This window comes from Vibrio astriarenae, from assembly GCF_010587385.1.
Classification (GTDB): domain Bacteria; phylum Pseudomonadota; class Gammaproteobacteria; order Enterobacterales; family Vibrionaceae; genus Vibrio; species Vibrio astriarenae.
The window spans coordinates 1175623-1188808 of the sequence record NZ_CP047476.1 but is presented as its reverse complement, the minus strand read 5'-3'; the positions used below and the strand labels follow the sequence as shown (position 1 = coordinate 1188808).

Annotated in this window: 12 protein-coding genes; 8 read left to right on the top strand and 4 right to left on the bottom strand. The window is 43.1% G+C overall.

Annotated features, from left to right (window positions below; all coding sequences use genetic code 11):
- Positions 1-35: 35 nt before the first annotated feature.
- Positions 36-710, top strand: coding sequence for an oligogalacturonate-specific porin KdgM family protein (locus tag GT360_RS19665; protein ID WP_164650641.1), 675 nt, complete (start codon positions 36-38; stop codon positions 708-710).
- Positions 711-1033: 323 nt separating this feature from the next.
- Here GT360_RS19665 and GT360_RS19660 read toward each other — a convergent pair whose 3' ends face one another.
- The gene (locus GT360_RS19660) at positions 1034-1951 is read right to left on the bottom strand and encodes a polysaccharide lyase family 7 protein (protein ID WP_164650640.1); all 918 of its coding nucleotides are present in this window, start codon (positions 1949-1951) and stop codon (positions 1034-1036) included.
- 412 nt (positions 1952-2363) lie between these two features.
- Here GT360_RS19660 and GT360_RS19655 point away from each other — a divergent pair, with 412 nt between their 5' ends.
- From GT360_RS19655 to GT360_RS19635, 5 genes are all read left to right on the top strand, one after another.
- Positions 2364-3089, top strand: a complete 726-nt coding sequence (locus GT360_RS19655; protein WP_164650639.1) for an oligogalacturonate-specific porin KdgM family protein — start codon at positions 2364-2366, stop codon at positions 3087-3089.
- A 313-nt stretch (positions 3090-3402) separates the two neighbouring features.
- Entirely contained in the window at positions 3403-3873 is a 471-nt protein-coding gene (locus GT360_RS19650) for a hypothetical protein (protein WP_164650638.1), read from the top strand.
- 25 nt (positions 3874-3898) lie between these two features.
- Positions 3899-4825, top strand: coding sequence for a tripartite tricarboxylate transporter substrate binding protein (locus GT360_RS19645; protein ID WP_164650637.1), 927 nt, complete (start codon positions 3899-3901; stop codon positions 4823-4825).
- Positions 4826-4901: 76 nt separating this feature from the next.
- Positions 4902-5345: a tripartite tricarboxylate transporter TctB family protein gene (locus GT360_RS19640; RefSeq protein ID WP_164650636.1), complete on the top strand. Its 444-nt coding sequence runs from the start codon at positions 4902-4904 to the stop codon at positions 5343-5345.
- A 9-nt stretch (positions 5346-5354) separates the two neighbouring features.
- The gene (locus GT360_RS19635; protein ID WP_164650635.1) at positions 5355-6848 is read left to right on the top strand and encodes a tripartite tricarboxylate transporter permease; all 1494 of its coding nucleotides are present in this window, start codon (positions 5355-5357) and stop codon (positions 6846-6848) included.
- An 85-nt stretch (positions 6849-6933) separates the two neighbouring features.
- On the opposite strand, the gene GT360_RS19630 is transcribed toward GT360_RS19635, so the two are convergent.
- The 3 genes from GT360_RS19630 to GT360_RS19620 form a co-directional block, all read right to left on the bottom strand.
- Positions 6934-7650 carry a 3'-5' exonuclease gene (locus tag GT360_RS19630; protein WP_164650634.1) on the bottom strand — a complete coding sequence of 239 codons (717 nt, stop codon included), beginning with the start codon at positions 7648-7650 and terminating at the stop codon, positions 6934-6936.
- Positions 7650-9512: a DUF294 nucleotidyltransferase-like domain-containing protein gene (locus tag GT360_RS19625; protein WP_164650633.1), complete on the bottom strand. Its 1863-nt coding sequence runs from the start codon at positions 9510-9512 to the stop codon at positions 7650-7652. The genes GT360_RS19630 and GT360_RS19625 overlap by 1 nt, the downstream gene beginning before the upstream one ends.
- 174 nt (positions 9513-9686) lie before the next feature.
- The gene (locus tag GT360_RS19620; protein WP_164650632.1) at positions 9687-10406 is read right to left on the bottom strand and encodes a FadR/GntR family transcriptional regulator; all 720 of its coding nucleotides are present in this window, start codon (positions 10404-10406) and stop codon (positions 9687-9689) included.
- A gap of 604 nt (positions 10407-11010) precedes the next feature.
- On the opposite strand from GT360_RS19620, the gene GT360_RS19615 reads away from it, so the two are divergent.
- Positions 11011-11727, top strand: coding sequence for a FadR/GntR family transcriptional regulator (locus GT360_RS19615; RefSeq protein ID WP_164650631.1), 717 nt, complete (start codon positions 11011-11013; stop codon positions 11725-11727).
- Between the two features lie 93 nt (positions 11728-11820).
- Entirely contained in the window at positions 11821-13182 is a 1362-nt protein-coding gene (locus GT360_RS19610; protein WP_164650630.1) for an MATE family efflux transporter, read from the top strand.
- Positions 13183-13186 lie beyond the last annotated feature (4 nt).

The following is a 13186-nucleotide window of genomic DNA, read 5'->3' as shown; positions in this document are numbered from 1 at the left end:
CATTACTACATCATTACTAAATTGAAGGTTTGAACATGAACAAACTAACTAAAGTGTCAATTGCAGTGGCATCTCTTCTTTCTACTACTGTAGTTACAGCAGCGTCACTTGACGTTCGTCACGAGTACAAAAGCCATACAGAACAACATGCAACTCGCGTTAAGCTTGCAGACAGCATTGGCAATTTCCTTGTGGACATTGAAGCTAAGTTTAAAGGTGAAGATGGTAAATTCCTTAAAGATCTACAAAACAACGGTTGGGAACTAGGTCTAAACTACCGTCACAAACTAAATGACAGCTGGACTATAACTTACGGTATGCCAATCGAAGCTCGTACTTCTGGTATGACATACAAACCACAAGTTCGTGCAACTTATGCTCTTGAAAATATTGAAGGTATGAGCCTAAGTGCTCGTTACCGTCACGACATTCGTCAGAATAATGGTGAAGCTAATCAGAACCGCCACCGTATCACAGGTAATGTAAACTACTCAGTAGACCAGTGGCGTTTTGGTTTCGAAGCTAACTGGTATAAAGCAGATGGCTACGACATCTTCGACAATGGTGATACTAACTACGAGCTAAATACGTCAGTTCGTTACGTTATGGGTCAATGGGCTCCATACGTAGAGTTTGGTGACGTAAACACTTCATCAGAGAAGTCAACTCGTGAATTACGTAGCCGTGTAGGTCTAACTTACAGCTTCTAATTTAGACCAACAGTCCATATTTTTTCGAACTCCCACTTTGGTGGGAGTTTTTTGTTTTGAGCTCATAGTTTTAACTGTTCATTGAACGCATATTAATCATCCTACTAGCACATTCACAACACTCTCCCAAAGTATTCAAATTAGGCTTATTCAAACATACTCCAAAAAAGCCATCGAGGTCTTCTGGGAACAAAGTCGTGCTGACTAAGAAAATCGGTTTGCTAATCAGTGACATGGGCATCTTCACAGAAAGTAGACATTGAAATATGCCCACTTTCTTTTGTGTTTTCTGCCCCATCGGTATTTAAGGAGCCCAAACTAGATTAGTGGGTTACGTCCAGTTTATAGAATGTAGCCTGCACATAATCATCAGCATCACCAGTGCGGTTCTGGTTGTAAACGCCTGCTTTGAAATACATCCATTGGTCTTCTTCTTCATAACCAGAATTCTGCATATCAACTTTTTGTACCACATCTGGTTTACCATCGCGGCTCACCGTTACAGTCATATCAGAGCCCTCGATTTGAATCTTGTACGAGAACTTCTCACCGAGAGCGATACCGTCATCAAAAGACGCTGGAATATCTTTGTCACTTTGACGCCAGTAGTTTGGCTTGCTTGGCCCAATCATCGGGAAAATGATGTCATCACCTCGGTTCGGTTCGTGTGAGATCCAAAGAGATCCAGTCGAGTGGTTTGGAAGTTTTCTATAGTAAATTTTCACTGGTTCATCTTTTGGCGCATGGATTTGACCGATAATGACACGGCCTTGTTGCCATATTTCACCAGTTGTTGTGACGTGATCAACGGATAGCGTTGCCTCAAGTGTACCGTCCACACCTGCTGCCATTTTCTGTGAGTCTTCTGATACGTTATTACTAAATACCCAGTTATTGCCGTTTACTCCACGAGTGCTAATCGTTTCGTCACCGCATCGCATCATTTCACGCAGCTCTGAACGGATGTATTTTGTATTCTCTGATGTTCTTACTCCAGCGATAGGCGAACGGAACACAACACCATCTCCCGCTTCGTTCACAAAGAAGTAATCTTCGTGGTTAGCACCATTCACTATTTCTGTTTCCGAAAACTCTGTTGGTTTATCTCCACCGGTCAGTGAAACAGGAAGAGTTACTTTCCAGCAGGATAAATCGAGAATGTCAGCAGGGATTTTATCTGCAGCATGTGTACCAAAAGAGAGAGTAGAGATAATCGCGGTGGCAAGTAATTTAGTTTTCATTATGTGAACCAATATTTCAATTTAGTTGTAGTACAATAGGATTTGTTGGTAGGAGGTTGCAAGGGTATTAAAGAAAAAAACTAGCAGTTGATCTAACTTTAGCAAATAAAGCGTGATCTGAGTCTCATATAGAACGAGATTAGGTTTTTATATGGAACTTATCACGCACATAAAGTCATATTAAATTATTATACTAGATAATTTTGTTGCGCATGGTCACATTTCTGAAACAATGTGAATTTGACTAAATTAATAAAACTATATGTAAATCATATAGATAAGACTTAGTGTGATCAGTGTCTAATTATCATAAGACTTTGTTTAGTGATTTTAATCACAGATGAGTGCTGTTCAAAACCTTAATATATTTGTCATACATTAACACAACGGACGTTAAACATAAGGTTTGAATATGAACAAACTATCTAAAGCCTCTATTGCAGTGGCATCCCTACTTGCTACCACTCTTGTTTCAGCAGCCTCTCTGGATTTTCGTGAAGAATATAAACATGGCGGTGAAGAACGCGCTGGGCGAATCAAAATTTCTGGCGGTGTAGGCAATCACTATTTTGGTGTTGAGGCAAAGCACTCTGGTGAGTTAAATGACCTTGAGCGTGGAGACAATGAATTTGAATATGGTTACAATTGGAATATTGACAAGCAATTGCGTATTCAAACAGCAATGCCAATTACTTTTGGTAATGGTAATGTAACATACAAACCACAGGTTCGAGTTCAATATAAGTTTGAAAATGGTTTAGTGACAAAGCTTCGTTACCGTCATGAGTTTAGAGAATACTCTGGCGATAACACTACAACTGGACGTGATGGCGAGAAGCATAGCTCAGTAAACAAAAGTAAAATTACTGGTAACTTAGATTACAACTGGAACAACTTCCAGCTTGGTTTCGAAGCTAACTACTCTGAAGATTTCTTCAGCGAAAAATGGAAAGTGGGCAATGGTGACGGAACCTACGAGTGGGATTACAACTTCAAAATTGGTTACAAGGAAAAAGATTGGAGCTGGCGTCCATACATTGAATTAGGTAATGTTCAATGTAATAGTGCTTGCGCTGCGGAAGGTGACGATAGCAAGCGTCAATTACGTAGCCGTATAGGCATTACTTACAGCTTCTAAAGTTAAATCATCCTTTCGATAAAAAGCTCTCACTTTTGAGAGCTTTTTTTTGTATTTGTAATCTACTTATTAGTGAATAAATTTGTATTTAAATAGCATGGATGTGATAAGCATCATATTTTAATCCAATATACAAAATACGAACCATATAAATAAAAAATTTCATAGTTTTTACTGATTAATCGATCTAAATCCCGAAATTTAACCAATATTTCTACTTGATGTGATCAGTAGCGAAATCTATCTATAATGCGTTTGAGTCATCCCTTGTCGTACAATATGTTTTGTTTGTGCGAACAAACAAGGAAACGTTATGAAAGACATACGTAGCATTGCTATTGATGCTGTCGAATTGGTGAAGCCATCAATCGAACGCTTATTTGAGCGAACCAACCGTCAAGAGCTGCATATCGTAGTGATGAATCCACACCTGAAACCTTGGGAATCGTCTTTTGAGGAGGCGGTCCTTTACGAAACTTCATTAGGAACACCTGAGTCTTGGACTATTCCTTTTGACCACCTAGCTCAGAAGAAAGCTGCACAGGCCTGGCGAGAGTCAACTAGCAATGTGCAGCTGCAACAAATTCACCCTAGTTCACTAAGAGAAGAGGACGTACTTTTTTATGGCTCTTTTGTTTACGGCAATATCGTTGTCGCTTGCAGCGGAGTTCAACAATGGTATGACATGCTGATCAGTAGTTGGGTTGCGCTCGCTATCGAACAGTTGATGATGCACGAATATCAAACACAAAAAATAGAAAACCCTACACAAACATACCGATAATTATTTAAATCAAAAGGTCTGAATTATGAGTAAATTACTAAAATCCCTCATGGTCGCTGCGGGTATTCTCGCTTCTGCAACAACTTTTGCCGCAGACTATCCGACAAAAAATATTCGTCTCGTCGTTCCGTTCGGCGCAGGTGGTGGTACTGATGCAGTTGGTCGTACTCTTGCCAACAGCGCGAAAGATGTATTGGGTCAGAATATCGCTATCATGAACCGAACGGGTGGGGCAGGCGCCGTAGGTATGAGCTTTGGTGCGCAGCAACGTGCAGATGGTTACACATTGACAGTTGTGACAAGAGAAATCGCTTCGCTTCCGCAAATGGGTCTGATGCGTCATACAGCCGATGATTTTAAGCTGATTCGGTTAGTTAATTTAGATCCAGCCGTTGTATTGGTGTCAAAAGACAGCCCATACAACACGATCAATGATTTGGTCAAGGACGCAAAAGAGAACCCTGGAAGTGTCAAGTTTGCTTCAACGGCTGCGCCGAACTTCTATTTGATGTCTCTTGAAAAAGATCAAGACATCAAAATGAATGCGATTCCATACAATGGTGCATCAGAAGCTATTCCAGCGGTACTTGGTAAGCATACTGACGTGACGATGGTGACTCCGGGTGAGGCTATCGCTCAGTTGCGTTCTGGTCAGTTGAAAGCGTTGGGTGTGATGTCAGAAGAGCGAATTGAGTACATCCCAGATGTTCCAACCCTTAAAGAGCAAGGCATTGATGTAGTCACTGGCACATGGCGTGGTATTGGTGCACCTAAAGACACGCCGGATGAAATCGTAGAGATCCTTGGAAATGCGTTCGACGAAGCTATGGCGTCAGCTGAGTTCAAAGAATTCATGCAAAAAGGTGCTATGACAATCCATAACCTCAATGCTGAAGAGTTCACTCAGTTTGTTGAACAAGATACCCAAGCGCTGGGTACTCTAATCAACTAATCATTTAAATCGCGGCACCTTAGGGTGCCGCACTGCTTTTCTATTTGTACCATTTTGTATTTTTTGAGGTAAGTTTATGGTCAATCGAAATGTCGTGTTCCCCTCCATTGTTATTCTTTTCGCCGGCATCGCGTTATGGCTGATTTCTCAGTTTGAAAGTCCAATGTATCAAGACGCTAGTGTTGATGCGAGCTTCTTCCCTACGCTGATAGTCGTGATGCAAATCGTTATCTGTGCGGCTCTATTGATACAACAAAAGCTAAAAGGCATGGAAGAGATAGATGGCCCACTAATGACGAAGATGTCAGTGTTTGGCATTGGTTATCTGATCGCTTATGCCGTGGCTATTAACTATCTTGGTTACCTAGTGGCTAGCTTAATCGCGTTTGTCGCATACCTAATTTTCTTTAAAGTGAAGAAGCCTGTTTATTACGCCATTGGGTTAGGCTTTGTCTTCACCGTTTACTATCTCTTTGGTCAGGTATTCTACATTGCATTGCCTGAAGCTAACTGGATGTAGGAGGCTATCATGTTTGAATATCTAATAGATGGTTTGGGCACAGCCATGAGCCCAGCAGTGCTGCCTGTTTTGGTATTTGGTGTTTTGGGAGGCATTATTCTTGGTGCCTTACCAGGACTAACCGCCACCATGGGGGTTGCGATTCTTCTCCCCTTTACATTTGGTATGGAGCCAACATCGGCATTGGTGATGTTGATTGGCGTCTATATCGGCGGCATCTATGGTGGTTCGATAGCGGCTATTTTACTCAAAACTCCAGGCACTCCAGCCTCTGCTGCGACCGTACTCGATGGGCATACAATGGCGGCGAAAGGACAAGCTGCGCGAGCCCTGAGTATTTCGGCTGTTGCGTCCTTTATTGGCGGTTTAATTAGTACTATTGTTTTAATCGCGATTGCACCAAAACTTGCCACCTTTGCTTTGCGTTTTAACGCCCCTGAGTATTTCGCTCTAGCTCTATTTGGCCTAACGATTATTGCGAGTGTTTCCTCTAAAAATATTTTAAAGGGCCTGTTAGCGGGCAGTATCGGATTGCTCGTTGCTACAGTCGGTTTAGACCCGATCAGCAGCGTACCAAGATTCACCTTTGGTATTATGGATCTGTACAGCGGGATTAATGTCATTCCAGTATTGATTGGCTTGTTTGCTCTTTCTGAGGCGTTAAACCAACTTGAAAAACTACACAAGGAGAAGCAGGTCAAAACGCAAAAATTTGATCACAAGTTACTGAGCAAAACTGACATCAAAGAGATGCTACCAACGGCAGTAAAAAGTGGTGCCATGGGCACTGCAATAGGTTCAGTACCTGGTGCTGGCGCTGATATCTCTGCATTTGTTTGCTACAACGAAGCAAAGCGCTCTTCTAAGAACCCTGAAGAGTTCGGTAAAGGTTCGGTACGAGGTTTGGCTGCTGCGGAAGCGGGAAACAATGGAGTAACAGGTGGTTCGCTTGTACCTTTGTTGACACTCGGTGTTCCTGGTGATGCAACGGCGGCGGTTTTATTAGGTGCGTTGATCGTGCAGGGCTTAACTCCAGGGCCTTTGTTGTTCACCCAAAATCCAGATGTAGTCTATGGAGTGTTTAGCTCTATGCTGGTGGCTAACCTTCTAATGCTCGTCGTGGGGTTAATAGGTATTCGATTCTTCTGTCGAATTATCGAAGTGCCAAAACTCATCATGATCCCTGTGATCATCTTCTTGTCGGTGGTCGGTGCCTATGCAATCAACAACTCGATCTTCGATGTGGGTGTAGCGATTAGCTTTGGCTTATTAGGGTTCTTCTTAACCAAGATGGAGATTCCATCCTCGCCAATTCTTTTAGCGATCATTTTAGGTCCAATGGCGGAAACCAACCTACGTAAATCACTGTTGATGTATGACGGTAGTTGGTCGTTCCTATACGAGCGACCAATCGCTCTCGCTTTTGTTCTGTTAGCCATCTTCTCTGTTTACTCTACTCTTCGAATGAAAAAGAAGCAGAGCTTAAAGGAAAAGCACGGTTAAGGACACAACACAGAAAGCAAAAAGCTCGAGGGTGAAAGCTCTCGAGCTTTTTTTGTTCGTATAGATGGATTAAGACAATTAAAGGTTAGTGACTCATTTTATAAAGTGTCCCAACGTTTAAAGAGTTGTCTGGTTGGATACGTTTTACGATCGCCAACAGTAGCTCTGCGGTAGAAACAGCATCGGCCAGAGCATTATGCGTTTGATACTCTGGTAAGCCGTAACGTGCTCGTGCCCCCGATAACGTTACGTCTAAGTCAGAGTCCTGATTAATGGCTTTAGCCAGTGCTTTTTCCAAATGCATAGTGTCTAGCCACATCAATGGGAACTCGCTAATCTTATATTGGGCAGCGAGATAATGATTCATAAAGCTTTCTTCAACGACACAACCGTGGGCGACGACAATTTTGCCAACTGCCGCGTCAAAAAAGCTCATCATCGCATCGTGAATGGAGACACCTGCAGACAGCATTTGTGGTGTGATGTGATTAATGATCGCCGTTTCAGGTTTGATCTGTGAGTCACTGTTGATATACAAGTGCTGGCTAGTAGCAAGATCGATCTTGTTGTTGTGCATCTCTACCCAACCCATTGATAGAATGAGGTCCTCCTCACTATCAAGGCCTGTCGTTTCAAAATCTAATATGATGAACGGTTGATCTTTAATTAAGTCTTCAACTTGAGGAATCGAGGCTTTAATGTTGTCCATGAACGTTGCGGGTATATGTCCAGCATCTAAGAACGCTTCTCTTTTCCGTCTTAGTTGTTCAAGTGGATGAAAGTAACGCAATATCGATTTCATTAGCGTACTCCAAAGCGCACTTTTGCAGCCTCTTGCAGTTCAGCAATAATGCGGAATGCATCTTTCAAGTGACCGCGTTCAAAGCTACCAAAACTATCTGGGTTGATGTTGTTATCGGCTTGCCCGCCTGATTTTAAGGCTTCCAATTGGTGATTGAAGCGAATCGATAGGATGAACTGATACGCGCCAATGATATTACGGTAAGAGTCTTCACTTAGTGAGCCATTTTCAAAGGCATGCTTAAACCGTTCATCGGTCGCGGATACTTCGCACTCTGATGCTAGACCGTAGATGCGAGCTAAGTCGATAATTAGGTTGATCGCGTAGCGTTTTACATTCAGTGTTTTCTTGTTCTCACCGGATTTCTCGAGAACCAGCTTGTTGAAAATACCCAGCGGAGGGCTGGTTTTCACCGAGTCGTTTACCAACATACCAAGGAACTCGCGATTTTCGCGAATATTTTGGTGTAGTTCATCACGCAAAATCGTTTCAAACTCACTATTACCATAGATAGAGCGTATCTCCAAAAATACACTAATGTTCAGTAGGCGCTCGTATTCAGGATTCGCCACCCATTTTTTGTAGTAGTGCTTCCAGACACTCAGTGGTTGACACCACTTTGGTGTTGCAGCCATATATTTACCAGGGCAAAGTGGATAACCACAGCTTGCCAAGCCGTTTGAAACCATCATTGCCAAGTGGTTAAAGTAGATTCGGTCGCTCTCGGTTGCATCGTCAGCGAGCACAATAGCACTATCCTGATCTGATAGCATATGAACTTCATTTCGAGCATGAGATCCGGCGACCAGCCATGCAAAATCACACGGTGGGGGGCCGAGTTTATCGATGGCGATTTGAATTAAGCGGCGGGTGTAGGCATCCATGATCATTGTCATGACTTTACCGATTACTTCTGGAGCAACGCGTCCTTCTACTAGGGCCTCGAATATCGCTTGTCGTTCAGACGAGAAGGAAGCCAGTGACTTCACGCTACCACAATACTTGATCTTCTCGATTAGGAATATCGCCTGCACTCGGTGGTTTTGCACTAAGTGACTTGTGGTTAATAGACCAACGACTTTGTTGTCTTTTACGACTGGTAGGTTACGAATGTTGAACTGCATCATCATTGATGCAGCATGCATGACCAAGTCATCAGGCTTCACAGTTAATGGAGAGTGGGTCATGACATCGGTGATTGGGTTATCAATGCTCGTGCGCTGAGCAATCACACGTTTTGTCATATCACGATCCGTGATTAGACCCACGATGTCATCACCTTCGTAGATAACCGCACATGGTGAGCGCTCCATCAACATCTCGTTAGCCACGGATTGAATCGATTGTTCTGAAGTCACTACCGCGACTCGGCCGCTGGCGACTTCTTCAACGCGGCGTATGAATAGGCCCTTTTCTTTATTTGACCATACAACATCCAGTGCCGACTTGAGGCGGACTTGCGCCTGAGATGCAAAGTGTTCAGCACATTCTGGATGCGTCTTGAAGAGCTTTTGCAAAGCAGAGTGGGGCACAATGTAAACTAAAGAGTTTTCTATAGCAGTGGCGTGATACTCTTCGTTGTTGTCTCGCTCTTGCGCCAAGAACGTAAAACCAAACAGATCTTCAGGGCCTAGTCTGGCACGCAACACACCATCTGCTTTTCTTTGCTCCATAGAGCCAGTGCGAATGACATAGAGAGACTTCTTTTTGCCTTCATTACCCAGTTCGATGGTTTCACCTTTGGCTAAGTAGGTGATCTCGATATCTGAAGAGAGGTCACGCAACGCGCTTTTTGGTACTTTGTCAAAAGGGTCAATTTGACTTATGAACTGAATAATATTGGGAAGAAGCGAATCATTCATATTTTGAGCTCTATTTTGATATTTGTAATATTATATATCTTATCTATCGGTGCTTTTTATGTACATGAAAAGTTATTAAAATAATGACCTTGCTTTTTTAGTTTTAGCTTAGCCAAAAAACAAAAAGCACGCTGAAAAGCGTGCTTTGGCATAATTTAATAAGCAACGTTGCGCTTAACTTGCTTCAGGTAAACGATGCTTGTGTGCGATCAAGTGCTGTGCAGATGCACTGCGTGCCTTGTCTGAGTTACCTGCCATGATGGCATCGTAAATCTGGCGGTGCTCATTGATACACGTGCTACCTTCTTCGGAAGAGTGCGCGATAAAGTTAACAAACATCGTGGTTAGGATGTTACCAAAGGGTAGGTAGAAATCATTGCCAGTCGCGTTGAAGATAAGGCTGTGGAACTGAGTATCGACTTCCATCCAGCGCTCTTGATCGAATGTATCTGCCTCTGAAATCTCAACCATACGTTGGAAGGTCTCAGAAAGCTCAATACGTTGTTCAGCCGTTGCATGCTTCGCTGCCAATGCGCACGCCTCTGGTTCAATGGCGCGACGTAGGCCAAGGAACTGAAAGCAGAACTGATCAGGATCAGCCAATCCATCCATCCATTCGATAAGTTGTGGATCCAAGAAGTTCCAGTAGGCACGGTGAATAACTCGTGTGCCCACTTTAGGACGGGACTCAAGAAGACCTTTAGAGGTCAGTAGTTTAACTGCTTCACGCAGTGCAGTGCGGCTAATGCCAAACTGCTCACAAAGAGCCATCTCACCAGGGAGAATAGAGCCTTCTGCTAGCTCACCAGACAAAATACCGCGAGCAATTTCTCGGGCTACTTGTACATGGAGGCTGCGTTTAGAACCAGCAATAGAGTTAAATGCGCTTGCCATAGTATATTCTTACTTCGATTTAATAATGATTTATGTCTTATTTAATGAAAGTATAACACTAGCTTTGTAGCCCACCAATAAATATAAGGGGCAAGTCGCTTGTAAACTAATTTTGTGTGACCAATCTTGTATATTGAGTAGTACTTTTGAGGCAGAAATCATCAATTTAATCAACATCTAATTGATAATAAATGTCATTACTATTGTGTGTTGTGACTTTTCCTAGCCAATTGACGCTCAAAAGCCCTACAGTCCCCGTGGTCAAAGATGATCAAGGTCACACAATCAGACGGATTCTTACCGCGAATAGTGAATTTCATCCACTTATGCGTTTATCTAGCTTGCATAACATAGATCATATTGTATTATTTATATGGTTAGTGATACTCATAGCGAATAATTATCGTTGATGAATGTCTAGGGCGTTCGGTCAATATATCGATAATAGTAGTTCGCCCTAGGCCAGCATTGTCTGGCTTTTTTTGATCTTTCCTATTTTAAAACAATGGGATAGAAGTTAGTTAAATTTAATATCAATTTGAGTCGTGGTTCAAATTCCATCCTAGATTCTCGAGTCAAATTGATATTATCCAGGAGCATTGTTATGGCGATTTTTTCTCTCGTAGAAAATTCCAGTCGCAAGATTCATGTTCAGGTTGCTAGACAAATTGCTCGTCAAATCTTGTCTGGTAAGTTGAGCGAAGGCGAGAAACTTCCTAATGAAGTTGAATTGTGTGATGCCTTTGGTGTTAGTCGTACGGCACTACGTGAGTCGACAAAACTGCTTTCAGCAAAAGGCTTAATTGAGTCTCGCCCTAAAGTGGGTACTACTGTACGCCCGCGTGCTCAGTGGCACTTTTTGGATCCACAACTGCTAGAGTGGATTCTTGATCTAGAAGATACCGAACCGTTTTTGGCTCAGTTTCTTGGTCTGCGCAAAGCGATTGAACCAGAAGCGTGTGCTTTAGCCGCGATGGGCGCAACGGCAGAACAACGTAAAGAGCTGTCGATTATTTTCCAAAAAATGACGATTGCAGCAAACACGTTTGATTATGACGAGTGGACGATTAACGATCACTTGTTCCATCAGACCATCTTTATGTCGACAGGAAATCAGTTCTATCTTCCTTTTGGTAACATTCTAGAGACGATTTTCAAGCAGTTCATTGATGAGTCAGTAGAAGGTGGTCGTTTCTGTTTGGAAGAGCACCGAGCGATTTATGATGCCATTATGGCAGGACGCAGTGATGATGCCCGAATGGCTTCTCACGCGCTACTTAACGATGACAACCAGATACTATCGCGTGTTGTAAATGGTTAAGTAGGGAGCTTCTTGCTCCCATGAATAAGTAAAGTACGACAACTGCTCCTGATGGGGCAGTTGTCGTTTGTGCAATTAATGATAAGGTGTGGCATGTCAACAACCAAGTCTTATGTAAAAAAGAACCTCTCTCTAGCATGGCCATTAGCATTGAACGCATTGCTTATGCAGTCGATGTTGATGATCGATACGCTGCTGGTTTCTCCATTAGGTGAGATTTCATTGGCGGCTCTTGGTATTGCCACGACGATCGTTGCATTCGTTATGGGTATTCAGATGGCGCTAGCCAATGGTACTCAGTTGGTGATTAGTCGTGCGGTTGGTGCAGCCAACTCAGCGTCAGTTAATCGTGGTTTTTGGGCCGGTATGGCAATCAACTTTGTGGTAGCCCTGCTATTTTGGACCTTGATTCAGGTGTTTGATGTCGCTCTTATCAGTGCTCTGACTGATAATGAGAGTCTAATTGCAACGACGCAGCATTATCTGTCGGTCGCGATTCACATCGTACTGCTGAACGCAGTGACCCAAGTTATCATCGCGTTGTTCAATGCGGTTGGGCGCACTAAAGTGCCTTTCAAAGGCTATTTGATAGAGATGCCCCTCAATGGTGTGATTTCTTACTTCTTAATCTACGGCTTTGCAGGTTTTGAAGGCTTTGGCGTTACTGGTGCCGCTTTAGGTAGTCTATTTGCAATTGTGGTTCGTCTTATCTTCTTGTGCTGGTGTATGAAGCTTGACCCGAACATCAATGTATCGATGAAAGAGCTCGATGCTTCGATGAAGAGCAATATTGCGAATCACTTTAAAGAGATATTTCCTGTCGCTGCTAACATCACCATGTTGGCGGTGGGGGCGACCATCTATCAGCTATTGTATTCACAACTTAACATTAACGCTTACGTTGCGATCACGATTATGATGCCGTGGATCAAAGCGGGCACACAGTTCATCACAGCTTGGGCTCACTCTTCAGCGATCTCCTTGAGTCAGGCGATCGGCTCTCGCGACCTTAAAGATCTCGATAAGAAGTTGAACGTGAGTATCGATATGGCGGTGGGTATTTCAGTCGTGTCTTCACTATTTTTCCTGATCCTCAGCCTGTTTATTTCGGACATTTATCCAGACCTTGATGAATCGACTTATACTGCACTCGCGGTTATCGCGCCACTGTATATCTTCTTGCCTCTAGTCAGAGGTTATAACACCGTACATGGGCATGCATTGCGTGCTTTGGGTAAGACGACTGAGGTGTTTAAGGTCAACTTTACTGGTCAGTGGATTGTATCAATTCCGCTGTGTGCTGCGATTATCTTGGTGTTTGATGGCTCGATATTCTGGGCATTTGCCGTGATGCCATTTGAAGAGATCGTTAAGATGCTGCCATTCCGTCATCTGGCGCGCAAAGCGGTGAAAGAGTTCGATCAGCAAAAAGCGGATAAGCTATTGTACGATTGATAAA